This window comes from Kineococcus aridisoli (genome assembly GCF_050871885.1).
Lineage (GTDB): Bacteria > Actinomycetota > Actinomycetes > Actinomycetales > Kineococcaceae > Kineococcus.
On sequence record NZ_JBJLSF010000042.1, the window covers coordinates 13,228 to 38,306 of the forward strand.

Sequence of the window (25,079 nt, forward strand, 5' to 3'; positions counted from 1 at the left end):
TACGCAAAAGGACGTTAGTGAATCGAGAGGTGGGCCGCTGGGGCTCAGGGTGATCACCGAGCCCCAGAGCGGGGGAGTGTGGAGGGAGAGGCGGGGCTCATCCCGGCTCGAGCAAACCTGCGCGCGTGCCCTTTCATGGCTCTTCGGATCTACGGGTGGGCAGCTCACCCTGACCCATGCCGGCGTCGGCGCCAGGGACGGGTTCCATCGGCGGCCAGCAGGATGCGGATGCGGTAGTTGCTGAAGTTGCGGAACCCGTGGGCCAGGCGGCGAGTTTTCTCGATGAGCAGGTTGATGGCCTCGGTCCCGCCGTTGCTGATCCCGTACCGTTGCGGGTTGTCGTCGAAGTAGGCCAGCACTTCGGCTCGCCAGGACCGCAGCGTCCGCCCCAGCCGGGCGATCTCCGGGATCGGGCAGCGGTGGAACGAATCGAGCACCCGCTGCGCGATGACCCGGCCCGCGGACGGGGTCGGGGCGTGGAACATCGAGCGCAGGTCCTGGTAGGCGTACCAGGCGACGGTGACCTCCAGGCCGGGGTCCCCGGCCTGCAGCGCCGCCTCGAGGCGGGCCCAGCCGCGGTCGGTGAGGTTTTCGCGGGCCGTGGTCAGCAGTCGGCGGATGCGGTAGAGCGGGTCGTTGCGGTGTCCGCGCCGGCCGAGGGTGTCCTGCTGGACGCGGCGACGAACTTCGTCCATCGCGGTGGAGGCGAGCCTGACGACGTGGAAGGCGTCTAGCACCGTCACAGTGTCTTCGGGCAGTTCGGTGCGGATGGCGTTGGCGTACCCGCGGAACGGATCCAGTGAGGCGTGGGTGATGCCGTCAACGAACTCGCGGGTCTGCTGACGGATCCAGGTGGCGTAGACCGGCCCAGAGCGTCCGAGGGTGACGTCGAGCAGACGGGCGTGGACCTGGCCGTGCTCGTCGCGGGTGAGGTCGACGATGGAGGTGACCGCCCGGTCGCGGTGGCGGGCGGAGGGCCGCCAGATGTGCTCATCGACGCCGAGGGTGTCGACGCCGGCCAACCGCGCCGTCCGGGTGGGTTCGTCATCGAGGTGGTCTGCGGCGTGGGCGCGGATGGCGTTCATGAGGGTGTGCCAGTCCACCCCGAGCTGGCGGGCCAGGGCCGAGACGGTGGAGTCGCCCCAGCGCAGCGTCTGGATGGCCCACGCGACGGCCCGGGTGGTGAGCTTGGCCCGCGTCGGCAGCGCGGGGTGCTCCTCGGACCAGACGCCGGTGGGGCAGCGCGGTTCGCGACAGCGCCAGCGCCGCTTGCGCCAGATCAGCTGCACTGGGGTACCGAAGCAGGGCGCGTCGGCCAGGCGGTGCTCACGCCGTCCTTGGTCGGCGGCGAGCACCCCACAGGTCCGACAGGCGACGACCTCGGGTGGGTGGGTCTGGACGGTCAGGCGCAGCAGACCCCGCGAGTGCTGAGTATCGGGCTGAAGACGTTCGACCGAGAGCAGGTGCAGGTCCTCTAAACCCAGCAGCTCGTCGGCCAGGGCGCATGGGCCGGCGCTGCCCTCGTGACCGGGCGGCTTGTAGGGAGGGCGCAAGGTACAGCCGTTCGTTGGTCCGCCGGTGATCGCAGCCGATCGTGACGGGCACAATCGTTCTGACCGTGCGCGGCGCACCGACCTACTGCTCGTAATCAAAGCCACGCTGTCGCGCTCCTACCGGAGAGCGCCCAACCGGCGTAGTGTCCGGCCGGCTCCTTGCCTGGGACGTTTGGCAGGTCGGGCATTCCCCGGACTAGGAAACCGACGACCGTCCGGACATGCTGAGTCGGCACCACCGCCGTGGCGCCCATGTCCGGTCAGGGATCCGCCAGTCGCTCAGGCCTGCGGGCGGCTCGCCTCCGCAAATTTTGCAGCCTTCACCGGGTCGCTCAGCGTCCGGTTCAGGGCGGCGTCCTCCCGGGTGGCCTGGTCACCGCCGATGACGTGGTCCTGGTCGGCGAAGAGGGCGTCCAGTCCCTGTCGGGCCACCAAGGCCGGGTCGTTCTTCCAGTCGTTGGAGCCGAACTTCGTCGCGCCCATGCCTGCGGTCTGGTGGAAGTCGGTAGCCGTCGCCCCCGGCAGCAACGCCGTGACGACGACGCCGTGCTCCTTCATCTCCTCGCGCAGACCTTCGGCGAAGCTCAGCATGAAGCTGCGGGTGGGTCCGTAGATCGATTCGTACGGGGTTGGGGTCAGCGCCGAGCACGACGTGGTGACCAGGAGGTGCCCAGCTCGCCGGGGAGCCATGTGCCGGACAACGTGCTTGGCCAGTCGTACCTGGCCCGTGACGTTCAGCGCGAGCATCGCCAGTTCGTCGTCGAGGTCGGTGTCGAGGAACGCTCCGCCGAGGCTGCGGCCGGCGTTGAGGCATGCGACGTCCAGTAGGCGGCCGGTGGCCTCGACGGCGGCCCAGACCCGGTCGACGCCTTGCGCAGTGGACAGGTCGGCTTGGACGGGGATGACCTCGACACCGTCGATGCGGTCCCCGAGGTCGGCGATGCGTCCGCTCGCGCCGACGGCCACGAGGTCGTACCCGCGCTCGGCGAGCTGTCGGGCGAGCTGGAAACCGATGCCGGCGGAGGCACCGGTGACGAGGGCGAGAGGCATGGGACTGCTCCTTCGAGTGAGGTTTGAGTTTCGTTGGGGGGACCGGTCGTGGTCACGTCTCCGGGGGGCTGCTGGTCGTGCGCCGCACGACCAATGACGCCGGGACCTGGTGGACTCGCGGGGCGCGCCCCTTGCCGTCGATGCGCTCAGCCAGGAACCGGGCCGCCTGGACGCCGATGGCCAGGGTGCCGTTCTCGACGCTGGTCAGTGACAGGTGCCGGATCATCGCCAGGTACGTGTTGTCGTACCCCACGATGGACACCTGCTCGGGGACGACCAGGGAGAGGTCGTGCGCTGCCGACAGGGCACCGATGGCGGCCAGGTCGTTGTAGGCGACGATCGCGGTCGGCCGACCGGTTCCCGTCAGCACCCGGCGCGCCGCGGCGTAGCCGCTCTCCTCACTCATCCCGCCGGGGACCACGGTGGGTTCCAACCCGGCCGTGGACATCGCCTCCCGGTACCCCTGGACGCGCAACTCCCCCACCCGTCCGGGGCCTTGGAGGTGCGTGATGGCGGTGTGTCCGAGGTCGATGCAGTGCCTCGTCGCGGCGGCCGCCCCCTCGACGTCGTCGTTGACGACGATGTCCACGCTGACGTCCACACCGAGGTCGGCGGGTTCGTACGTCCCGGCCAGCACGATCGGTACCACCGTCGCAGCCCGGCGCAACGCTTCGCCGTCGTCGGTGGTCCCGACCACGACGATGCCGTCGACCTGCTGCCTCAGGAGCTGATCGACCGGCGACACGCCGACCCGTCGAGTGGTCGCGGAGTCCACCAGCACCGGTGCCAGGCCGACCGTGTCCAAGGTGGCTGTCGCGCCGGCCAGCAGATCCACGAACCAGGGGTTGCGCAAGTCGTTCAAGAGCACCCCGACCGTGCCGGAGCGCCGCGCCCCCAGCACCTGCGCCACGCGGTTGGGCTGGTAACCCAACTCCTCGATCGCGCGGTCGACGGCCTCCCGACGGGCCGGGCTGACCCCGGGATCGCCCCGCAGCACCAGGGACACCAGCGACTTCGAGACGCCGGCCCTGGTGGCCACGTCGCGGATCGTGGGCGTTCGGACGGTCGACATGGTGACCACCCTAGCCTAGGATGGACCGGTCCAGAATTGTCCAACTCGTCCGGTTGGACCCCGACCGGGAGACCGGCGCAGCACCGACGCACAGGAGCACCGTGGCACCGAAGATCTCGATGAACGTGACCACCACGTTCTACGGCAACGTCGTCCAGGACATCCGCCTGGCCAAGGAGGCTGGGTACACCGGCATTGAACTGCAGAGCCCCAAGCTCTACCGCTACCTCGACGCCGGCTACGACGTCCGCACCCTGCCCGAACTGCTCGCCGGCCTGGAAGTCACCGGGTTGGGAGCAGTGCTAGACATCGAGCGCCAGGGCCCAGCCCGCGAGGAGTACCTGACCGAGGTGGACCGCATGTGCAAGGTGGCCGTGGCGGTAGGCGCGCCCATCGTGCAGCTGTGCACCGGACCAGTGGACTGGAACGTCGTCAAGGACTTCACGGCCGGGCGGCTCGCCGCGGACGACGGCCGCTACCGCGCGACCCTCGGCCTGGACGAGGCGGACGCCATCCGCGTGACCGCCGCCAACGTGCGCGCCGCCGCCGACGTCGCCGGCTGGTACGGCCTGGACCTCTACCTCGAACCCCTGGCCTGGGCCCGGCTGAACCGCTGCCGCCACGCCCTGGCCCTCATCGAGGAAGCCGGCCGCACCAACGTCGGCATCGCCCTGGACACGTGGCACTTCTGGACCACCGGGGACACCCTGGAGGAGGTCCGCACCCTGCCGAAGGAACTCATCAAGGCCGTCCACCTGTCCGACGGCTTGGACCTCGACCGCGCCCACGACGTCCCCGACCAGTCCCGCCACCGCAACGTCGTCATCGGTGGCGGCTCGATCCCGTTGCAGCAGTGGGTGGACGCCGTCAAGGCGACCGGGTACGACGGCTGGTGGGTCACCGAGATGTTCTCCGACCGCGCCAACGAGCACGACCCCGCCGTCGTCGCCCGCATCATGCGGGACCTCACCGCCATCCTCGTCAGCTGAAGGACCTCACCGTGCAACGCTTCGCCCTCATCGGCGCCGGTTTCATCGGCGCGGTCCACGCCGCCTCCCTCGCAGCGCACCCGGACGTCGAGTTCGTCGGCGTGCACGACGTCGACGCCTCCCGCGCCGGCGCGCTGGCCGCCCGGTACGGGACGCGGGTCCTGGACGCGTCGGAGGTCTTCGACGCCTCCCACCTGGACGCCGTCTTCGTCGCCTCCTCCACCGACACCCACGCCCGGCACCTGCGGTCCGCGGCCGACGCCGGACTCGCCGTCCTGTGCGAGAAGCCGATCGCCCCCGACCTGGCCGAGGCCGTCGCCGTGGCCGACCACGTCCGGGCGTCCGGGGTGCCGGCGATGGTCGACTTCAACCGGCGCTACGACCGGGACCACGCCGAACTGCGTCGCGTCGTCGCCTCCGGCGGCGTCGGCGACGTCGAACTTCTCCAGCTCACCTCCCGCGGCCCGAGCCTTCCGCCGGTGGAGTACCTGCGCTCCTCGGGCGGTCAGCTGCGGGACCAGACGGTGCACTTCTTCGACCTCGCCCGGTGGATCAGCAGGCAGGACCCGGTCGCGGTCTCGGTCATGGGATCGGCGCTGGTGGACCCGGCCATCGCGCAGTTCGGTGACGTCGACACCTCGGTGGCCACGTTGACCCTGCCCAGTGGCGCCCTCGTCCAGATCGACAGCGTCCGGCGCACCGGCTACGGCTACGACGAACGCATCGAGGTCATGGGGTCGACCGGGCTGGTGGAGTCCCAGCGCCAGCGCCGCGGGAACGTCACCCGCTACGGCAGCGCCGGCGTCCTCGACGACGGGTTGCACGAGGGCTGGTTCGAACGGGTCCACCCCACCTACGCCGCCACCCTGTCCGCCTTCGTCGACGCCCTGGAAAGGAAAGTGGAGCCGCCCGTCACCCTGGACGACGGCATCCGCGCTCAGGCCATCGCTGAGGCGGCGAGCCGCGCACTGACGTCACGTCGGCAGGAAATCATCACCTACCCCTGATTGCGGGGCAACGCGCTCCGGTCGTCACTTCAACTGCAGTATCGCGCCGAAAAGTCTTGGGTGTGTCGCGGTCCGGACTGTCAGCTGCACCAGTGTCGGCCCCAGAGCGAGGGCCTACGACCCCGCGGCCAGCAGCTGCTGTCCATGCGGCCAGGATCGGTGGGGGCGGACGCAATGCTGGTCAGGTGAGTCCGCGCCGTCCACTACCTGACAGCAGGCGCCGATCTGGACGCCCCTACCGTCGGCGGGGCGTCCCCCCCGCTGACCCGGCGTTCAGGTCCGGGCAGTGCAGCGTGCACGTAGTCCATCCGACCATCCGCCGGTCTTTGGTGCGACGGCTTCGACGTCCTACTCCACGACTGCTGACCGGAAGGCGGCCTGGTCGACGACGCGACCGCGATGGTGGGTCATCACCAGCCTGCACATCGGGGGCCACGACAACCACCTCGACGACCCGGGCGTGCAGGAGCTGCTCGAGCTGGCCCTGACTGATCAGCTGGCCGCGGGCCTCCTGAGCCGATTCTTGCGTGGGGACCGGACCGTCACTGGGCAGTTATGCGAGCGGATGGTCGTGCTGCGGGTCTGATCCCTCGCCAGGAGCTCAGCATGTCCTCACCACCCGCAAATCCGAAGAGCCCCTTCAGGTCATCGGCGCTGACGCACGCGGCCAGCTCCTCGTCCTCGAGTGGCGTCCATGGGGCGGTGCGCCGGGTCGCGACCGCGGCAGTGTGCTCGTGACGCTGGGCCTGCGACCGGTGCGGCCGGTAGCCCGGCACAGACGGCTGGGACTGCGTGAAGGGCTGCAGCTCGGTATGGGCCTGGGTCATGGCGTGCTCAGCTGCCAGCCGTCGCTCTGCCCACCAGGGCCGTGGATGAGCCAGCCCCGCTCACGCAGCCACGCGGTCCGCTTCTGCCAGACCCGGTCCCCGACACCGGCCTCCCGGGCGAGCATGGCCGCGGTGTGATCGGCCGGGATGCGGTTCTCGTAGTCGGCGGCCGCGGCCAGCACCCACACCACCGCCTGCAGCGAGGTGCGCGAGGGGGAGGGCAGCTGCGCGCGCGGAATGGTGCGGATCGTGGCGATGACCGCCCGGGCCCAGCGCACCGCGGAGGGGACCATGTCGCGGGGGTCGGTGGGCAGCAGCCGCACCCCCTCCAGCGGTGCCTCGTGCAGGTCGCTGCTCATCGCGGGCAGGCCGTGGTGCGGTCCCGCTCCACCCGTCCCCCCGCGCACCGCGGCCTTGCCCGCGTCCTCGAACCGCATGACTGCCGTCTCGGCCCGTACGGATCGGGCCTTGACCGGGACCACCCGCGCGGTCCAGCCCGCCCACCGACTCCCACGACAGGGCGGGCATGCTGCCCGGGTGAAGCCTGCATCGACCCTTCTTCGTCTGGCCGGCGCCATCGGGGCGGCGGCGCTGCTCGCCGGCTGCGGCGGGTCCGGTGACGAAGCGGGTTCAGCTTCGTCGACCAGCCCTTCAGCGACCACCTCGTCGAGTGGATCAGCGAGCCCGTCATCGGCCTCCAGCAGCGCCAGCAGCCCGACCAGCAGCGCCAGCAGCCCGGCCAGCGACGGCGGCAGCAGCGACCCTGTCGCCGCCACCGAGCTGCCTGACCTCGTCCAGCAGATGCGCACCGGCGTCCCCGAGATCACCGATGCGCTGATCTACGACGAGACGACCGACCCCAACGACCTGCTGGGCCGGCCCAACGGCTACACCGCCGCAGCGAGCCTCACCGACTCCCGCGCCAGCGACCCCGACGGCACCGGAGGCATCGACCGCGGTGCCGTCCTGGAGGTGTGGCCCACCCCGGCCGATGCTCAAGCCCGCGCGGACTACATCGCCGCTCTGCAGAAGGGCAACACCCTGCTCGGCAGTGAGTACCACCATGTGCGCGGCAACGTCCTGCTGCGCGTCAGTGGTCAGCTGCCGCCCAACGTCGACCAGGTGTACGCGGCGGCCTTCGGAGCGTGAGGTGCCCGGGTGAGCGTCAGGGACGCGCTCAGACGGTGGCGGGGGCCTGCCGGTCGGTGAGGCGGATGTAGAGGATCACGTGGTCGGCGGGGATCTGCGCCCGCAGCTGCTCGATGGCAGCGGCGCTGGTGTCTGCGTCGATGACCACCTTCGTCGCTTCGTCGGCGGTGGCTGTCCGGTGCGCGAGCTCCCACATCACCCGCTCAGCTTCACACGCCCCTGTAGCGGTCAGCGCCGGCCGGGGCTGCGGCGGCTCAGGCGTTGGTGACGTCGGCGCTGGGGCCGTACCGCCATGGCAAGGTGCGCACGTAGCCGTAGCGGGCGAGCGCCTCGTGCGACCTTCTCCGTATTAGGCCAGTGCGGTTTGAGGCCGGGGTCATGTCGATGAGCAGGCACGTCCTGCGGCCACGGGACTACACGAGCCGACAACCGGCCAGCTCCACATCTGTCCTTGCAGTGCCCGGGCCAGGGACTCAATCGCTAGGGTCGTTGCATGAGTATGAACGAGGCAGGGTCGCATGAGGCAGCGACTACGTTGAAGATCGGCCCGGTTGACGCCTTCGACATCCTGCTCCTCCACGAAGCTCTCGGACGCGACCTCGCGGAGGCGATGTCCAGTGAGCCAGCTGAAGGCGATGGCCGCCTCGGCGATCCCGGAGCACTGCACGTAGTCCTTTCGCTGAGCCCAATGGTCATCAGCGCCGTCGCCGCGTTCCTCCTGAAGCCACGCCGCCGCGAACGAGTCACCTACACCGTCACTGCAACCTACGCCGACGGCACGACCATCTCCGAGCAGTACGACATCGACCGCCGAGAATCTCTGTCGCCGCCGGCTGATGTCGTTAACAGCCTCACTGCGTTGACGCGCCTTCCGCGGCCCCCGATGCCGGCCATCGAGAATGATGAGCAGAGCACTGAAAACGGAAATACGGACGGCGGCGCGTGAGCGACGGTTGCCTGTTCGATATCGGCGGGTCGGGTCGCAGTTGGACTGATGTCCTCACCAACGCAACCTATGTTCACCCACTAGACGCCTATGTTGAGCCAGCCGACGCAATCTTCGGGAACGTCCCCATCGGCGCAATCCCGGCGCTTCTGCACGAAACCTCCCATCATGCGGCGCTACAGACACCCGTTGGATTGGCGCTTGCTTTGCTTGAAATTCAAGCCAGCAAACTCATCGATAGTCGCGATGAGCAGAATTGCGAAAAAGCCGTCACCCTAGTTCTTGCTATACGTACCGTTCTTGAAACCTACCGTCCCCTTCTTGAGGGCCTTGCCCTGTTCGCCGAGTTCGACACAATGCCCGGACTTGGACGACTCCAGTCGCCAGCTCATCATGCCGTTCTTATTCATGCAACAACTAATCGGCGTGAGAAAAGTCCAGAGGTGCACTGGGAGACTCACCTTTCTAGTGTCCTATCCGATAGTCGCATGTCCCGCGAGAGTATTTTGCGGCGCGCGAACGTTTTGTCCATCCCATTTAAGGACCTGGACGGCTACCTGCTTGGATACTCTTATGTAAAAACATGGCGACGGTACGCATCCGCAGAGACGCCGCTACTACGTGACACAGACCTTGCCGCATTCTTTTTGACGAAGCATTTTTTCGCCGACTACGGGCTTGTTTCATTACTGCTGAATATGGGTGAGAACCCGAGTGTCGACCTCTTCCGTTATTGTTTCACGAGACTGCGTAACCTCGGAGCGAAACGCAACTGGAGCGCGGAAGTTGCGGAGTTCGAGGAGGCTTACTACGTCAACAAGGTTGACCTCAATGCCGTTGCTGGCTTCGAATTGACGCCACGACCAGAGCGGGAGAGCCCCTACGTCGGGATTCATGACCAACTGCAGACAGCAATTCGCAATGCGCCTGATGAAGACCTTGCAATTCTTGGCCGCCGCTCCCTCCTCCACCTCATGTCTTTGCCGGTTGACATCACCCGAATACGTATCGGAGGCGATCGCCTAGTCGCATCCTTTCGGGGTACGCCCGTCGCAATCGTGCCCACCGGCAGTGCCTATACTGGCGAAGGCGGGGCGGGTACCCTCGACATTGTCGACGACACAGCTACTCGAAATTCCGCTGTGGTCCTATGCGTCAGCGGCAAAGTCATTCACGCTGACGTCAAGGACAAACGCAGCCCTTATATGGCCAGATGGCTGCGTCAGTTTGACACCAGCAGAAGTGGTGTTAACGACATCGTTGGCCGCTTGAGTGAAAAAATAGGCGCGAGCTTCGATGCTAGATATTCTGATGTCCGTAACGCTGTGCGCGGTGGTCGACTCGCCGCATACAAACCCCTCGCTTTCGCATGGGCCGGTAAAACAGTCCCACACGACAGCATCATCAACAACCCTCATGGCTTTGGAGGGGTTCTGGGGAGTGACCTCACTTACGCCTTTGCACTGCTCAGCGCGATCGATGGGGTTATGGCCCGCCTCGAGGAGGCGCACCTTGTGGAAAGTCCGGAGCTTGACCTAGTGGAAGCGGCTCACGCTATCAATGAACGACTGGCGCCCTATGGCTTCCGTGGCGTCACGCTCCGTAAGGGAGATGATGGAACGTCAGTGCGAACGCTTCTGTAACTCGTCGCCGTCCATAGATTCAAAAGTTGTTGCGTCATATTGTCGCAAGAGACTTTGCTTAGTCACTTCCGCCTCGCACTGGGCAAGCATCTGAATCCGGCGCGGGGTGATACTCGTCGTGTTTCAGAGAATCTCAATGTCATCTTTTAGTACGGTCAACAGGCCAGAGCAGCCGGACGGGCACCGCTCCGGCCTCCAGCAGCTCCAGCGCCTCTGCGGCGTCCATGCCGTCGTCGACGGGCAGGCGGCTGTGCTCGGCGCCGTTGAGCATGCGCAGCACCAGCTCGTCCTCGTGCAGGGTGCACGTCAGCCGCAGGGGAGGAAGTGCCACGAGCCGACGCTAGCGCCCGCTCCCGGACTCCTCGCTCGGTGGAGCCACCGCTTCCTGAGCATGCGCAGCTGGTCGCCGCGGGTAGCGGCTCGTCATCGACACGCGACGGTGCCAGCGGCTGAGTACCGGGTGGGGGAGCGGGGGCTCACTCGCAGCCGACGCCGTCTCCGTCGCGATCCAGCTTGCGGCTGTAGCCGGGCTGACCGGCGCGGACCGGTGCGGCGCCGGCAGCACGCACCGCGTCGCAGTTGGCGTACACGACACCGCTGTCCGGCGCCGGGGCGGACAGCTCACTCGAGGCCGGCGGGGCGGCAGACGGGGCGGCCGGCGGCGCAGCGGGTGCTGCGGCCGACGGGGCCGTGCTCGCGGGTGCCGCGTTCGTGGGCATCGCAGCGTTGGCCGTGGCGCCAGGTGCCGTGCCCGCCGCGGTGACAGGGACAGGGACGGGGACGAGCTGGTCCGGGCACGTGCTCAGGACGCCGGCGATGGCGTCGCGCTCGGCGGCGGTGACCCACAGCCCCCAGGTGGCCTTCAGCGCCACCTGCCGGGCGACGTAGGTGCAGCGGTAGCCGCGGTTGGGCGGCAGCCAGGTGGCCGCGTCCCCGTCGCCCTTCTGTCCGTTCAGGGGCCCGTCGACGGCCAGCAGCTCCAGGTCGTCGTTGGCGAAGGCGACTCGCTTGGCCTCGTCCCACTGCTGGGCGCCCTTCTGCCAGGCGTCGGAGAGGGCTACGACGTGGTCGATCTGCACCGCGGAGGAGGTGTCCTCACCCCGGGTGAAGGTGATCGTCTTCCCGCTGTAGGGGTCGGCCAGGGTGCCGGAGGCGACGACGCACTCGCGGGTGCCGGGCTTGAAGCTCTCGCCGGTGAGGTCGCGGGCGAGGACGTCGTTGCGGGAGTCGCAGCCGTTGTGGTCGGTGTCGACCCAGCCGTCGCCGAACTGCTCGCGGCTGTAGCCGGTCTTGGGTGCCCGGCCCTTGACCTCCAGGGTGCCCAGGACAGCGAGGGCGCTCCGCCCCGGCCCGTCCACCTGCCCATCGGCTACGGGGGCGGCGCTCGCGGGCGGCTCGCTCGAGGCAGCGGAAAGCTCGGGGGTGGGTGTGCCCGGCAGGGTGCTGGACGGCGAGGTGGCGCTGGCCGTGGAGGAGGTGCCGGCGCTCGCGGCGGAGGAGCTGGTCGGGGTGCTCGGTGTGCACCCGGCAAGCACTGCCAGCACCGCGGCACCGGCGGTCACGGCGACTCGGTAGCGGCGTGTGCTCGGCCAGGTCATCCACCCACTCTTGCAGGTGGCCGCCTTCACCAGGGGGAACTTGGTGTCGCCCCTACGCCACCGGGCATCAGCTGGCCACCGGCGCGCGACGGCAGACAGGGCCGGCCAGCGGTGTCGGCGCGGCACCTCTCTCCTAGAGGCGGGCATCCGGAGCCTCGCTGAGATTGAGTTCACTGGCCGACGTCAAGGCGTTGCTGTAGCGGCGCAGCGTGTCCAGACGCAAGCCGCTTGCTGTCCATGCCTCATGACGGATCTGCTGCAGCTTGCGAGCCAGGTCGTTCTGGGCGGCGACAGCATCCTGCATCGGGCTGGTTCCCGTGGCGCTGGGCTGCTCGCGCAGGTCGGCCGGCAGTTCAGTGATGGCGGTCCACACCTCGTCGACGGCGCGGTGCACTCCCTCGAGCTCACCGAGCTGACGACCGTCCAAGGCGATCTTGTCCGCCGCCCACGCCGCGGCGAGCTCGTTGAAGGTTCGCTCGATCCAGCCGGCTTCCTCCCTGAGCAATCCCGGAATGCCCCTGGGAGCACCCAGGGTAGGCACCGTCATCACCGGCGCCGGTGTCGACTGACGGATCCCTGCGCGGCTGCGCTTGCGTGCCCTGTGGGCACGCGCAAGGCCGCGCTCTTGAACCTCCAAACCCAGCAGCACCTGGTTGTCATCGTTTCGGAGGGCGCCGAGGTGGCCCGGCTCGCTGCGTCGACAGAGGTCGTCGAGCTGGTTGAGCATCAGCAGGCTCGCGGGTGTGCGCCAGCGCAGCAATCTCCTGTCCAGCCTGGCGATGCGTCCGCAGTCGGTGGAGGACCGCAGGCGTTTGCGCAGCTGAAGCCGTTCACCGACCGGCACGCGGTACGAGGCGGGGTCCGCTACTGCCGCTCGCTCGTGAGCGCGCCGGTACGTGATGCGGCAGGCGAGCGCGTGCGCACCGCAGGCGATCCAGAACAGGACGCAGAGAGTCAAGATCGCAGCCATGCAGAGGAGGAACCAGTGCGCACCTCGCTCGGCAATTGCGTCTATGACAGTGAGCCTTTGTCAGTAGCGACGGATGCTACTGACAAAGCCCTAGTACAAGGTTGAAAGAGGCGGAAGAGTTCTGGACCGGTCTTCTCGGCGCCGGAGTGCCGCGTTCCGCGGGGATCACCCCTCGACCGCCGTGCCGCTGACGCGGACGCGCCCCTCGCGCGGCACGGAGACCCGGATCAGCGACGGCCGGCCGGTCTCCGCCCCCTGGTCGACGACGAGGTCGGCCGGCGTTGTGAGGTGCCCGCCGGCGCGCAGGTAGGACCCCAGCCCGGCGGCGGCGGAACCGGTGGCGGGGTCCTCCCGGATGCCCCCGCGCGGGAAGGGGTTGCGGCTGGCGAAGCGCGTGGCGCTGACCCGGTGGACCACCGGGACGGTCCCGTCCCAGCCCTCGCGGTCCTGGAGGGCGAGGATCGCGTCGGCGTCGTGGTCGAGGCGGGGCAGGACGGACGCGCGGACGCATACGACCGGGTGCGGGTTCCCGCCGCGCACGAACGCCGGCGGGAGGTCCGGGTCCAGGTCCTCGTGCGTGAGCCGCAGCCCGTCGAGGAGCTCGTCGAGCAGCGCACCGTCCAGGGGGTGGACGGTGGTCTCGACGGCGGTGAGGGTGGCGCGCTCGGGGGTGACCTCGACGGGGACCGTCCCGGCGGCGGTGCTGAGCTCGACGACGGGACCGGCCCCGCGCCGGGCGAGGGCGACGCCGGAGGCGATCGTGGCGTGCCCGCAGAAGGCGATCTCGGCGCGGGGGGTGAAGTAGCGGATGGTCGCCGAGCCCGGGGTGATCGAGGTGAGGAAGGCCGTCTCGCTGAAGCCGAGGTCGGAGGCGATCCGCAGCATCTCCGCCTCCGGCAGTCCCTCGGCGTCGAGGACGACCCCGGCGGGGTTGCCCGAGCCCGGGGCCGAGGTGGTGAAGGCGCTGTACCTGAAAATGGCTGGGCCCGGCATGATGAAACATCCTTCCACGATGAGTTCGTTGATTCTTGTGGGGCGCACGTCACCTGCTCGCCGATACACGAGCACGCTCGTCGTCGGCATGCACGGGCGGCATCGTGCTGGTGACCCAGATACCCGTCTCGTCGTCGCTGCTGTCGCTGGGCACATCGCCTGATGTGGTGGTTTACGACCTCGGGCAGATCATCAGATCCGGTAGATCGTCCGCTCCTCGGCGGGTCTGTGGGACCGTGCTGTCACGGGGGCGTCGTCGACAAGGTTAGCTGCCTGTTGGGATCACCGCGGATGGCTGGTGGTGGACTTGCTGCGCCTGGCAGTGGCGGCCGAGACGGTCCGCTACCGCGGCCTGCATACCGCCTGGAGGTGACGTGTTTACCTGCGCCTGAGCAGATGAGTGCGTGAAGGGCTACTCCAGTACGTGGCGTGGGTGCGAAGGCGTGGGCCGACGGTACCGGTGGCGAAAGTACCGGTAGGGGTGTTCCAACAGGCGGACGCGATGCAGGTAGAGCACGGTACGGTTCACGGTCGCGACCGCGGAGAAGGATTTCGTCGGGGGGGATGTCCCTGCTCCATGGTGACCTGCGGATTGGGTTGGCGGCGCCCGTGCAGGTTGTGAATCAGCAGTGCACTCAGGACGAGGAGTCCACCACCGATCTCCAGGGGGCCCGGCCGGTAGCCCAGGGCGATCTCGACGGTGAAGGCGACGACAGGAACCAGGTTCATGAACAGCGCGGTGTTCTGCGGGCCGAGGGTCCTGCTCGCCGACGACCACGACCTGGTGGCGAGGACGGCGGCCAGCAGAACCATGTAGAGCAGTTGCGCCCAATGCGCACGCAGCTCGCCGCCGCCCGGCGTGGTGGCCAGACCCGCCCAGGTGGCGGCAGCAGTGCCGGCGGCGACGGGGAGCAGGCCCGCCAAGACCGCGAGGGTGGTGTAGCGCAGCGGCGAGAGGTCGGGCAGGTCGGCAGGTCCCATGGTGTAGACGACCCAGCAGAGGACTCCGGCGAGGATGAGCACATCGCCCCGGCCGAGGATGTCGACCAGGCTCGACAGGTCGCCGCGAGTGATGACCAGCAGGGCTCCGGCCACGGCTGCCAGCCCCGCGACGGTGGTGGCCCGGGAGGGTCGGTGTCGGAACCGGAACCAGACGACGACGCTCGTCAGCAGGGGGAAAATCGCCATCATGATGGCGGCGTTCTGCGGGCGGGAGGACTGCAGGCCGAGGTAGACGAGGAAGTTGAAACCGGCAAACCCCGCCCCGCCCAGGAGGACGAGACGGGCGAACCGACCCTCGAAACGCAGCGCTGACCAGCCTTCCCTCCACACCAGCAGGGCGGCGAAGGGCACTGCCGCGGTGCCGTAGCGGATCAGGGTCAGGTGGAAGGGGTCGATCGCGTCGAGCATCCCGGCCGAGACGCGGAACATAGCGCCCCAGACGATCACGGAGAAGAGGGCGGCCAGGACGCCGGTGGCGGCGCCGGTCCGCTCGGTGCGGGAAGCCCCCGGCCCCGGCGCGGTGTCGACCACCGCGTCGGGATGCGCCGGAACTGCCGTCATCGCGCGGCCGTGCCCGCGAGGTCCGCAGACCGGTGGTTGCCGGTGAGCTGCGCGGTGACCTCGGCGACGCGCCGGCCGAGGTGGTGAGCGGTGCGCAGGTCACCGGTGGAGGGGGATGTGTCAGGCCCGGCGTCAGAGGGCGACTGCGCCATCGCCCCGAGGAACCCGCCGAGGCGGTTGAGGTCGTCGATGTCGCCGTTGCTGCGGTAGAGCCAGCCGGGCGGCAGCGCGAGGTTGACCCAGTGCATGCCGTGCTGGGCGGCGAGGACGGCCATGGATGTGAGGGTATTGAGCTTGTCGCCGCTGATCCCTGCGGAGTTGGTGAAGCCGGCGGCGACCTTGTTCTTCCAGCCCTGCCGGGCCCAGACACCACCGCTGGCCTCGGCGAAGGCTTGGAAGACGGCCGAGGGACTGCCCATGTAGGTGGGGGAGCCGAAGACGATGGCGTCTGCGCTCTCCAGTGCGGTCCACAGGTCGTCGTCGAGGACACCGACGTCACGGAGCTCGGCGGCAACGCCGGGAACGGACGCGGCTCCGTCGCGCACCGCGGCGGCCTGGCGGGCGGTGTGACCGAAACCGCTGTGGTAGGCGACGACGACGGAGATCGAGCGGACATCGACGGAGGTGGCCTGGGTGGCCTGGGTGGGCACGGTGGGGGGCACAGCGGACGTCATGGCTTCTCCTCGGGTAGTGGGTACCGAGCAAGCTAGACGGTCGGTCAACTACTCGTCAATACTTGACCGACCGTCTATCTTGGGGGCATGGGACGCACTAGCGATGCACAGCAACGGCTCGTCGACGCAGCACGTGGTTTGATCGCAGCTCGCAGCTACCACGCGGTCGGTGTCAGCGACATCTGCGCCCACGCCGACGTCCGCAAAGGCAGCTTCTACCACTTCTTCGAGTCCAAGCAGGCCCTCACCTGCGCCGCGATCGACGCCCACTGGGCAGCCCAAGAAGCGGACTGCCTGCGCATCCTCCACGCCGAGGAGCCCCCGCTGAGGCGGCTGCGGGAACTGCTCGACTACTACGTGCGCACGCAGGAGGAGACCAAGTACGCCACCGGCACGGTGCGCGGCTGCACCCTCGCCAACATCACCCTCCAGCTCGACGCCGAACAAGGCGACCTGCGCGCCCGCCTGGCCGACATCTTCGACGCTCAGGTCGCCCAGATCCTCGAGGTCCTCCAGGATGCCGTTGCCGCCGGCGACGTGCCTGCTCACCTCGCGTCAGAGGTCACCGCCCGCGCGGTCGTCGCCCAGATCGAGGGCTTGGTGCTGTTCGCCCGTCTGCACGACAACACCAGTGTCCTCGCCGGCCTGCACGCGGCAGTAGGTGCCCTCCTGGGCGTACCCGACGCGCTGACCGACGCAACTCCCGGCGCGCTGATCACCTCCTGACCTCGCTCAGCGCCACCACGCAGCCCCAACAAGACGTCTAAGAGAAGAAGGCCGAGCACACGAGCCGCTGTTCCCAAATGCCCTGGTAACGCGGCTCTTCAAATCTATGGGTGGGCAGCTCACCCTGACCCGCGCCGACAGAGTCGCCAGGGCCGGCTCTCGTCGGCCGCGAGCAGGATGCGGAGCTCCAGGTAGATTCGGGAGCAGCCAACGGAGTTGCCGTGAGGCCAAGCCTGCCCGGGCGCGGTTGCTGCAGGCACCCTAAGAAGCCATTGCATTAGTTCGTCGTGGGTAGTCGCCGGGCGCAGATGAGCGTGATGGCCAGACGGGCCAGTGCGGTGATGGTGCGTGCGCTGCTGTCGTAGCGCAGCGCCAGGCGCTTGTAGCTGAGCAGCCAGCCGATGGTGCGCTCGACCACCCAGCGGTGCCGGCCCAGGCGCTGGCTGGACTCGATGCCGATCCGGGCGATGCGCGCGGTGATGCCGCGCCGGCGCAGGTAGGCGCGGCACCGGCGGTTGTCGTAGCCCTTGTCCGCGTGCAGCTTGACCGGGCGGCGCCGGGGCCGGCCGCGACCGACGCCCTTGACGGCTCGCTGCCCATCCAGCAGCGGCGCCAGCAGCATCGAGTCGTGACGGTTGGCGCCGGACAGGACCACGTTGAGTGGCAGCCCATCGGCGGTGACCAGCAGGTGGTACTTGGTGCCCAGCTTGCCTCTGTCCGTGGGGTTCGGGCCTGTCAGCGCGCCCCCCTTTTCGCGCGGACACTGACGGAGTCGATGCAGGCACGCGACCAGTCCAGCAAAACTTGCTGACCGAGGCGGTCCAACACGGCGCCGTGCAGCTCCTCCCAGACGCCGGCCTGCTGCCACTGGCGCAGCCGCCGCAAGCAGGTCCAGCCCGAGCCGTAGCCCAGCTCGGCGGGGTGGGGGTACCTCCCGCCTGCGGGGGACTTGGCCCAACCGATGCCGGTGCTCAGCACAAAGACGATGCCTTCGAGGACTGCCCGGTCATCGCGGCGTGGTCGCCCGGTGCGCCCACGAGGCGCCGGTGGCGGTGCAGGCAGCAGTGGCTTGAGCAGCTCCCACAGCTCATCGCTGATCAGCTGACGCGGTCGGGTGCTGGCGTCGATGGCCATGTCGCCCAGGCTGCGCCTGGCTCAGCGCGACACGCCAGAGCCTCCGCGGGACTTCTGCAACGGCTTCTTAGTGTCTCGAGTTGTTGCTGCACTCGCTCAGGGGTGATGTTCATGTCCGCCCCGAAGCGCATAGTCACCTTAGTGAGTTCGGCGTCGAGGTCTATGAAGGTGCTCGTGCGTTCCTGCAGGTCTTGGATCATGTCGAGTTGTCCGCGCCGTGTCATGAAATTGTCGGCGTTCCTGCGCCAGAAGTTGTGCGCGAGGTCGTTACGCACCTCAACTGCCCTCGACAATTCTGCTGACACGCCGTCATCGTTCACGTGCTGCTTGACGCGTCGCACCAGTTCGCTCAGGCGGTCTTTAAAGCGGCTGTTCATCGCGGCGTCAAAATCGTCAGCGCTTGTGATGTCGCGTCGAGACATGCGCACCACTGTCAACAGATTGACGATCTCATGCTCCAGCACTTGGGCCTGGTACATCGCCAACCCGTAGAAGGCGAACACCTCTTTGGGTAGGTTGTCCTCATCGAGGTTTGGCCACTCGTTCACAAGTCGTTCTCCCCGTCCTCTCATTGCGCGACTGCTACCACGGCGGTACTTGTGCGGTCTTACGCATCCCGGGTCTTGCGGGGTCGGCGAGGAGCGGGTGCGGCCTTGATCGCCCGGGGCGTGGGCCGGTTGCCAATGACGAGGGCGACGATGACATGCTGAGGAGAAGCGTCAGGGGTGACGCGTCGCTCCCTGGCCCAGGCGAGATCCTCCAGAGGTTGCGCGCCGCCGCTGTGATCAGTCAGGTCGAGCACAAGCAGCTGACTGAACGGTTCCCCGGCGCCGGAGTACTGGGCGGCTTGCCCGAGGTAGCGCCGTTCCAAATCCGCAGCGGTGGCGTTGGTAAGTTCCCGTTTGACTTCAGTGACCAGCTCGATTTCGCCGAAGCGCACGAGCACGTCGGCGCGACCGGTGGCGATGTCGCGGACCTCGGTGCGGACGCGACCAGCGAACTCCCACGGCGCGGCGAGCCACACGTGGAACTCAAACTGCAGGTCAGCCTCAACCGGCTTGTCCTCACCCTCAGGGGTGGGGGCGATGATGTCTTTCGCGCTCGGGACGATGGGACCACCGCGTTCGTAGCGATCCAGGAGGAACGACAGGGTTCGTTCCAGCAGGGCGGTCACCGCTGCCCTGGTCTCCCCGGCGAAGCGCGGGTTGACCTCCAACGTCGCGACGATTTGCTCGCGCATGCGCGTCAAGGTGAGATGCTCGGGCATTCGTTTGGGTATGAGTGCGGTCATGGTCGCTGCCACGTCGGAAAGCTGATCGTCGTCCAAGGCGCTCAAGGCGATGCAGGTGTCGGCGCCCAGGTCGAGCAGCGCAGGCGCCACGCGCCGGATCCGGCCCATGATCTGATCGCGGCGAACCTGATCACCAGCCACCTCGGATGCCGGCTGTACAGTACGGGGAAAGTCGCCGGCCAGGCCCTCAGCCGCGGGCTGCGGAACGTGCATGGTTTGGACCGCGTGCAGCAATGCACCGACGGCGGCGGGCAGCAGCGACGCCTCCCTGTCGTGGTCTTGCGCAACCATGCGTTGCAGCTGGTGGAGCAGGGTCGCATTGGTGGATAAGGCGTTGGTGATCACCGGCCGCACCGCGGCCGCTACCCCGGCGGCGGGATCGATGGCGCGTTCGGCCTGGTAGACGGCAGCCAACTGCCCCGCTGCGGCGTAAGCGTCCAGCCAGGACTCCTCGTCTAAGTGCTCCGCGGCTTGGCGAAGGTCCATGATCAGCGCCAACCACGCCGTCTCGGCTCGCCGCGTTCCAGCGCGCCAATCCGGTTCGTGCATCCCCAGGTACCAGGCGTCGCGACGGGACAGCGTGGCGGTGAGAGACTCCACCGCCTGCTGCAGATCAGTGCGTTCCTGGCGGGTGAAAGCAACGACGGCCTGGCACGCTGCCCGGTAAGCCCGGGCGTCGTCGCGGGCCTCCTCTAGAGCTTCCGCCCGCTTGAAGAGGTCAACAGCTTCAGCGAGCCCGGCGATGACCTGCGCCCCATCGGCGCTGCTGAGCGCCCGCCGCATCTGCTGCACCGCGATTTCGTGGGCGGCATCGGCATCGACGGGGGAGTCCAGCAGTTGCTGCAGCACTGACTCCAGGGGCACGGTCAGCGCCTCGTTGTCCTGCCAGGTGTCCAAGGCGATGCCAATCAGCCGAGGCAGCACCGCGAGGTACTCCTCGGGCAGCGCAGCAGGCGCTCGGGTAAGGCGATCAAGCAGGAGGAAGGGGGTGGCCTGCTCGGCTAGGACGGTGCGCACAGCCACCTCCAGCCGCGCGGCGGCCAGTGACGGCGCCGTCTGGATCAGGGCGTCGAGCCCGGTGAGCATCACCCCGTGCAGCGAAGCACCGACCAGAGGCGCGATCGCTTTCTCTCCCAGAAGCACGTCGATGCTTTCCTGCAGCGCCAGCACGCTGCGCTGGTCACCCAAGCCGGCGGCGAAGCCCACCGCCGCTGAGCTCCACGGCTCGCCGGGATGCTTCTGTACCGCTGCAGTGAGGGCCTGAGCGGCAAGCGGGGCCAGTGGGTCGGAGGCGATGGCCACCACAGCAGCAGCGAGGTCAGCGGCGTCCGCGGGCTCACCCATCGTGGTCAGGTCAACGACGACTCGTTGCTCGGCCGCACGGAGAAGGGCGGCGTGCAATGGATCCTCCACGAGCTGCCCCCCTTCTCCTTGGTGTCGTCCATGAGCTCGTCGCTACCGCATGGGTGCTGCGGGTCATGCTGCCCGAGGCGGCGCCGGCCACGCCTCTCACCACACCGTCGATGCCCCTGCAAGCGGCTTGATGATGGCCTGCGGGTCCAGGTGACCAACGGGCAGGGTCTCATCGGCGGAGGTGGTGATGATCTGCAGACCCGGCGTCTGCATGGCTGCCTGGGTGAGGGCTCGCAACACTGTGCGAGCGTCGCTGTCCTGCACCTCCTCGGCCTTGAGACTGTCCAGCATCAACAGCCCCGGGTGGGTGGCGATGCCCAGCCGCTGGCCCACCCGCAGCAGCGCCAGGATGGTCGCCAGCCGCAGCCGGAGCCGCTCTCCAGGGGACTGGGCGCTGAAGGAGGAAGCGCTAGCGCCTCCCTTCGTGATCTTCAGAGCAGCGCGCCGGTCTACCTGGACATCGGTGATGGAGGAGATGCCGAACTCGTGGGCCAGGATGACGATCTCCGCTCCGAGCGCGTCCAAGGCTCGACGTGCCTGCGCATTCAAGTCGAGCTTTAATTCCTCGGTGAGGGCCGCCAGCACCAAAGCATCGGCGTCGACGTCTACCGGTGAGCCTGCAGCAGTGTCTTCGCTCGGCAGCACCGACAAGGCGCCTTCTGCTCGCGCGACGCTCAGTTCGAGCGCGGCGCGTTCGCGGGTGTCGACGGCGTCACGTGCCTGCCGCAGGGTCTCCTCGGCACCCTGCAGCTGTGCCGTGAGACCGGCGGTGTCCGCTTCGGCGCCTTCCAAGGCGCTGCGGGCGGCGAGCTCGGCAGCGCTCGATGCCTGCCACGCTGCGTTCAGCTCGGCCTCGACTTCGTCCGACGCCTCCCCAGCCTCATCAGGCCCATCCGCGTCAGCACGGAGCTCAGAAGCGCCATCGACCCCATTGCCCACCGCGCCCCCCACCCCGCTGCCCGATTCGGCTGCGCCGACGGCAGGTGCTGCAAGGAGGGGCAAGGGGGCGGTGCACACCGCGCACTGGTGCTGCTCAGCCTCACGTGCTTTGCGCTCAGCGGCCACGGGAGTCTCACAGCGCGGGCAGGTGGCGGGATCCAGACCGTGAAACAGCGCCCAGGCCAGGGCGGACTCACGGTGGTCGTTCAGGGCCTTCTCGTCGGCTTGACGAGCCGCGCGCGCCCGCCGGTAGTCACGGTTGGTACCAGCCCAGGCGTCTTCAGCGTCGGCGAGGGCGCTGGCTAGGCGGGCGACCTCAGCCGCCGCCTCGGAGGCCGAAGGCGCCGAGGAGTGGCGTGCGAGCTCAGCCAGCGCGGCCTGGGCCTGCTCGAGGGCATCCAGCTGGCTGCGGCGTGCGGCAGCGGTCGCGACAGCCGTCGCTTGCGCAATGCTCACGCTGCGTTCAGTGGCCGCGCGGCTGCGGGTGTGCGCGGCGTCGGCGGTGGCTTTGATCCGGGTGTACAGAGCGGCGCCGGGCAGGTCGAGGAAGACGGACAGCAGCCGCCCCGGTAGTCCTGCCATGGTGGTCTCGCCCAGGAGCACGCGATCACCGCCGGAAGGCGGGTACAGCGCGGCGAAGTAAGCCGGCTAGCGGTGGGTCTGCACTCCGCCGCGGCCGTCCGCTGCCATGATCGGCTCCAGACCGAGGCGGGTGAGCATGAAGGTGTCGATGGCTCGGGCGTACTCCTCACCGGAGGCGACCTCCACGAGCACCCGAGCTCGCGGTGCGCCGGCCGCGGCCAGCGCCGCTGCATCGTCGGCTTCGAGCACCTGGGCAGTGGTGATCGTCCCTTCCGACAGCTGCAGCCGCAGGCCTACCGGCCGACCGTTGAGCTCGAGGTCGCACTCGACGGCGGACAGCCATGAGGCGACATCGGACTGCAGATCGCGCGGCTGCCCGCGCAGGCAGAGGGTGAGGATCTCCAGCAGGCTCGTCTTCCCGCGCAGGTTCGGGCCAACGATCATGCTCACCCCGGCCGGTAGTGAGAACGATCGGTCGAAAATGCCTGCGTCCACGGCCGTCGTCTTCGTGCCCTGCACCCTCAGGCGCAGGATGCGCAGTGAGCGGGGCGCGGCGGGGATGTGGGAGGCGGGTACGGCGTGCGCCTCGAGCACCCGCTCGACTGCGGTACGCCCAACACCACAGCGCGCTGCGACGCGGTCGACCAGGGAAGGCCGCGGCTGACGGGTGTGCTCTTCAGTCATCACTGGCCTCCGGCGCCGTGATTGTGCTGCAGCGTCGCCAACCGCTGACGGACACGGTGGGCAATCGGTGCGATGCGGTCGTTGTACTCGGTCTGCGCGTACTCTGCTTGAAGGTACTGCTCGTCCTTGAGTTCGGTGCCCCCCTGCCCGGCAGTCACGCTCAGAAGGAGGGCGACGCGCTCGACGTAGTAGTTCAGGGCGGGTACGCCGACGACCATCTCGCGCGCCACCCGGCGGCCTTGCTCGGTCAGGTAGTAGTTGTGCTGGCGTGTGTGGCCCGGGGTGCCCTCTCGACGTCGGTAGACCAGCGCGACAGAGGCGAGCACCGACAATGCGGCGTCCAGCGACTCGTACGCGCCGAAGCGGTAGCGCAGCATCGGGTACCGGCGCACCTCCGGCTCCTCGGAGCTGAGGATGCGCTCGGCGTGGCTCAACAGGTCCTCATCGCCGTGCTGCTCGTAGCGGTCCAGCAGCATGTTGGCGAAGTAGTCCGGGTTGCGTAGCCAGAAGTCCAGCTTCTGCAGCAGCACCTGGGTCCGTAGTACGGCGACGGCGTCGGGCGGTGCGGCCGCTGGCGGGGGGTCCTCGAGGTCGGTGGCGGCTCCGTCGATGAGCAGCAGCAGGCGGACGGCGTCTTGCATGCGGCTCGTGGCCGCCGGCTGCGTCTCTACGGCCTCGTCATCCGCCGTCATGATCACCTGTGCCTCGTCGTCGGGTCGTGCGGGCAAGCGCCATCCTGCCGTACGACCGATGAGGCGGCGCTCAGAGGGGAAAGGTGCTCCACCAGAGCGCGCCAACTCGTCGGTGGCAACTTCGGCGGTTCCGATCACAGAAGACGCGCCCTGGCTGCCGAGCTGGAAGGGTCAGTGCGCAGCAAAGATGGTGATTGGCTCGGTGTCGTCGTCGACGATGTTCCACGCGGTGTCGACCAGCACTCGTGGGTCGGTGGGAGGGCGGCGACCCTTCGTCGGTAAGAACGACATCGGGTCGTACCCCGGCGGGGGCATCGTGCTCGCGGCGCCAAGGAAGGCATGGAAGACCCCGCCGATGGCGTCAGCGATCTGGTTCGGGTCGTCGACAGCGGCGAAGGTAACTGTCAGCTCGTGCAAGTTGTCCGAGAGAGTGTGTACGGCCAGCTTGCGTGCCCCGTTGTCCAGGTAGCCGCTCCGCCAGAACTTGGATAGGTCGATCCACCTGCTCGTGTAGAAGAAGGCGTGCCAGAAGTACCCCGGCTGACCCGATGGCTTCAAGACGCCACCCTCAGCCCACGGCCGGCGCGAGTGCTGGACGTAGAACTGGGTACCGTACTGGAGCTCGGCGTGGCTAATCAGGTGGGCCTCGGAGTGATGCCTGTCGACCCAGGCCTGGGCAACGCCGTCGTCTGTTCCCGGCGGCGGGGTCCGTCGGCGGTTGTAGGAGCGTAGGGCCTCCTTTGCGCCGTTCTCGAGGTCGCGGAGGGTCTGCTCCAGCCGGTTGAGGTCATCTGTGTGAGGGCGGCGCAGGTGCCCGATGCGGTGGCGGATCGCCAGTAGCTCAGCTCGTCGACCGACCCAGGCGTCCTTGTCGATGAGCGAGGGACCGATGATGTCCCATTCCTTCTCGACCAGGTCGAAGAGGATGCCTACATCCATGTAGGCCATCGGGTCTTCCCAGTCCGGACTCGTCATGTAGAGACGCGTCTTATCTCTGGACTGCCGGTTGACCACACGCTGATCGAGGGTGCCTAGCCAGTCGATCCCGTCCCTGGCCCGTAGCTCGACGTAGGCAAGCTCACGCAGCCACGTCTCTAGCTGCCACCATCGGGCGTATAGGGCGAGCACCATACTGGGTAGGCCCGCCGTCCGGTTGGCGGTTTCCATCGCCCACTGCTCTTGTCCTGGGAGACTTTCGAACCAGGTTGGTTCTTCGTTGTCCTCTGATACCGGGATCGGTCGATCGGTCATGAGTAGAGGATCGCAGACCCGTCCCATCGGTACGATGCTGCCTCCAGCAGGTAGCCGGCCCCGTTGAGGCCGCATGTCCTTTCAGGTGATCGCGGGTGTGGCATGTTTAGCCACATGGGCCGCCAGGCCCGCATCGGCTCTGTTCTTGTATGAGCGCGAAGCGCGACGGTAGTGCTCCCGCGATTAGAAATTTTCTAGCGTAGTGGGGTTTTGATCCGCGTCAGCGGAGCGAGACGCTGTGTATCGCAACCACTTACAAACTCCAGGCCGCGCCAGCGGCCCGATGGCGCACAGCTCGCGCGCCAGCGCGAGGGCACGAGGCGGCGCGCCAGC

23 protein-coding genes are annotated in these 25,079 nt (G+C 68.2%); 6 read left to right on the plus strand and 17 right to left on the minus strand.

Translation table 11 applies throughout. From position 1 onward, the window contains the following. Positions 1-164 precede the first annotated feature (164 nt). The 3 genes from ACRYM2_RS12885 to ACRYM2_RS12895 form a co-directional block, all read right to left on the minus strand. Entirely contained in the window at positions 165-1,553 is a 1,389-nt protein-coding gene (locus ACRYM2_RS12885; protein WP_432522785.1) for an ISL3 family transposase, read from the minus strand. Positions 1,554-1,832: 279 nt separating this feature from the next. Further along, complete coding sequence (locus ACRYM2_RS12890; RefSeq protein WP_432522786.1) at positions 1,833-2,603, minus strand: SDR family NAD(P)-dependent oxidoreductase; 771 nt, start codon at positions 2,601-2,603, stop codon at positions 1,833-1,835. A gap of 52 nt (positions 2,604-2,655) precedes the next feature. Then, on the minus strand, positions 2,656-3,675 hold the full coding sequence (locus ACRYM2_RS12895) for a LacI family DNA-binding transcriptional regulator (RefSeq protein WP_432522787.1): 1,020 nt from the start codon (positions 3,673-3,675) through the stop codon (positions 2,656-2,658). A 101-nt stretch (positions 3,676-3,776) separates the two neighbouring features. Between ACRYM2_RS12895 and ACRYM2_RS12900 the strand changes: the two genes are divergently transcribed. Both ACRYM2_RS12900 and ACRYM2_RS12905 read left to right on the plus strand, forming a co-directional pair. Beyond that, positions 3,777-4,664 carry a sugar phosphate isomerase/epimerase family protein gene (locus ACRYM2_RS12900; protein ID WP_432522788.1) on the plus strand — a complete coding sequence of 296 codons (888 nt, stop codon included), beginning with the start codon at positions 3,777-3,779 and terminating at the stop codon, positions 4,662-4,664. A gap of 11 nt (positions 4,665-4,675) precedes the next feature. Continuing rightward, complete coding sequence (locus ACRYM2_RS12905; protein ID WP_432522789.1) at positions 4,676-5,671, plus strand: Gfo/Idh/MocA family oxidoreductase; 996 nt, start codon at positions 4,676-4,678, stop codon at positions 5,669-5,671. Positions 5,672-6,494: 823 nt separating this feature from the next. On the opposite strand, the gene ACRYM2_RS12910 is transcribed toward ACRYM2_RS12905, so the two are convergent. Continuing rightward, positions 6,495-6,935, minus strand: coding sequence for a hypothetical protein (locus tag ACRYM2_RS12910; RefSeq protein ID WP_432522790.1), 441 nt, complete (start codon positions 6,933-6,935; stop codon positions 6,495-6,497). A gap of 100 nt (positions 6,936-7,035) precedes the next feature. On the opposite strand from ACRYM2_RS12910, the gene ACRYM2_RS12915 reads away from it, so the two are divergent. The 3 genes from ACRYM2_RS12915 to ACRYM2_RS12925 all read left to right on the plus strand — a co-directional run bounded on the left by ACRYM2_RS12915 (position 7,036) and on the right by ACRYM2_RS12925 (position 10,236). Then, complete coding sequence (locus ACRYM2_RS12915; RefSeq protein ID WP_432522791.1) at positions 7,036-7,647, plus strand: PGRS-family protein; 612 nt, start codon at positions 7,036-7,038, stop codon at positions 7,645-7,647. Positions 7,648-8,140: 493 nt separating this feature from the next. Then, positions 8,141-8,593: a hypothetical protein gene (locus tag ACRYM2_RS12920; RefSeq protein ID WP_432522792.1), complete on the plus strand. Its 453-nt coding sequence runs from the start codon at positions 8,141-8,143 to the stop codon at positions 8,591-8,593. Then, positions 8,590-10,236 carry a hypothetical protein gene (locus ACRYM2_RS12925; RefSeq protein ID WP_432522793.1) on the plus strand — a complete coding sequence of 549 codons (1,647 nt, stop codon included), beginning with the start codon at positions 8,590-8,592 and terminating at the stop codon, positions 10,234-10,236. Before ACRYM2_RS12920 ends, ACRYM2_RS12925 begins: the two co-directional genes overlap by 4 nt. Positions 10,237-10,375: 139 nt before the next feature. Here ACRYM2_RS12925 and ACRYM2_RS12930 read toward each other — a convergent pair whose 3' ends face one another. The 6 genes from ACRYM2_RS12930 to ACRYM2_RS12955 all read right to left on the minus strand — a co-directional run bounded on the left by ACRYM2_RS12930 (position 10,376) and on the right by ACRYM2_RS12955 (position 16,034). After that, on the minus strand, positions 10,376-10,567 hold the full coding sequence (locus tag ACRYM2_RS12930; RefSeq protein ID WP_432522794.1) for a hypothetical protein: 192 nt from the start codon (positions 10,565-10,567) through the stop codon (positions 10,376-10,378). Between the two features lie 145 nt (positions 10,568-10,712). Then, a complete protein-coding gene (locus tag ACRYM2_RS12935) occupies positions 10,713-11,594 on the minus strand; it encodes a GmrSD restriction endonuclease domain-containing protein (RefSeq protein WP_432522795.1) in 882 nt (293 codons plus the stop codon). Positions 11,595-11,967: 373 nt separating this feature from the next. Then, positions 11,968-12,804: a hypothetical protein gene (locus tag ACRYM2_RS12940; RefSeq protein WP_432522796.1), complete on the minus strand. Its 837-nt coding sequence runs from the start codon at positions 12,802-12,804 to the stop codon at positions 11,968-11,970. A gap of 165 nt (positions 12,805-12,969) precedes the next feature. Then, complete coding sequence (locus ACRYM2_RS12945) at positions 12,970-13,797, minus strand: PhzF family phenazine biosynthesis protein (RefSeq protein WP_432522797.1); 828 nt, start codon at positions 13,795-13,797, stop codon at positions 12,970-12,972. Positions 13,798-14,322: 525 nt separating this feature from the next. Beyond that, entirely contained in the window at positions 14,323-15,330 is a 1,008-nt protein-coding gene (locus ACRYM2_RS12950) for a DMT family transporter (RefSeq protein WP_432522798.1), read from the minus strand. Between the two features lie 26 nt (positions 15,331-15,356). Beyond that, on the minus strand, positions 15,357-16,034 hold the full coding sequence (locus tag ACRYM2_RS12955; protein WP_432522799.1) for a flavodoxin family protein: 678 nt from the start codon (positions 16,032-16,034) through the stop codon (positions 15,357-15,359). A gap of 87 nt (positions 16,035-16,121) precedes the next feature. Here ACRYM2_RS12955 and ACRYM2_RS12960 point away from each other — a divergent pair, with 87 nt between their 5' ends. Next, positions 16,122-16,760, plus strand: a complete 639-nt coding sequence (locus ACRYM2_RS12960; protein WP_432522800.1) for a TetR/AcrR family transcriptional regulator — start codon at positions 16,122-16,124, stop codon at positions 16,758-16,760. Between the two features lie 277 nt (positions 16,761-17,037). Here the strand turns inward: ACRYM2_RS12960 and ACRYM2_RS12965 are convergent. The 7 genes from ACRYM2_RS12965 to ACRYM2_RS12995 form a co-directional block, all read right to left on the minus strand. Then, positions 17,038-17,894 (minus strand): IS5 family transposase gene (locus ACRYM2_RS12965; RefSeq protein WP_432522801.1). Its coding sequence is split into 2 segments (ribosomal slippage): positions 17,038-17,513 and positions 17,513-17,894, totalling 858 coding nucleotides; the frame shifts between segments, so codons are not numbered across the junction. After that, positions 17,858-18,397, minus strand: a complete 540-nt coding sequence (locus ACRYM2_RS12970; RefSeq protein ID WP_432522802.1) for a hypothetical protein — start codon at positions 18,395-18,397, stop codon at positions 17,858-17,860. The genes ACRYM2_RS12965 and ACRYM2_RS12970 overlap by 37 nt, the downstream gene beginning before the upstream one ends. Before the next feature lie 104 nt (positions 18,398-18,501). Continuing rightward, positions 18,502-20,598 (minus strand): hypothetical protein, encoded by a 2,097-nt coding sequence (locus ACRYM2_RS12975; protein WP_432522803.1) that lies wholly within the window; start codon positions 20,596-20,598, stop codon positions 18,502-18,504. A gap of 96 nt (positions 20,599-20,694) precedes the next feature. Further along, positions 20,695-22,140 carry a hypothetical protein gene (locus ACRYM2_RS12980; protein WP_432522804.1) on the minus strand — a complete coding sequence of 482 codons (1,446 nt, stop codon included), beginning with the start codon at positions 22,138-22,140 and terminating at the stop codon, positions 20,695-20,697. A gap of 45 nt (positions 22,141-22,185) precedes the next feature. Next, positions 22,186-22,803, minus strand: a complete 618-nt coding sequence (locus ACRYM2_RS12985; protein ID WP_432522805.1) for an AAA family ATPase — start codon at positions 22,801-22,803, stop codon at positions 22,186-22,188. Then, positions 22,803-23,531 carry a hypothetical protein gene (locus tag ACRYM2_RS12990; protein ID WP_432522806.1) on the minus strand — a complete coding sequence of 243 codons (729 nt, stop codon included), beginning with the start codon at positions 23,529-23,531 and terminating at the stop codon, positions 22,803-22,805. The genes ACRYM2_RS12985 and ACRYM2_RS12990 overlap by 1 nt, the downstream gene beginning before the upstream one ends. Positions 23,532-23,666: 135 nt before the next feature. After that, a complete protein-coding gene (locus tag ACRYM2_RS12995) occupies positions 23,667-24,746 on the minus strand; it encodes a Swt1 family HEPN domain-containing protein (RefSeq protein ID WP_432522807.1) in 1,080 nt (359 codons plus the stop codon). Positions 24,747-25,079 lie beyond the last annotated feature (333 nt).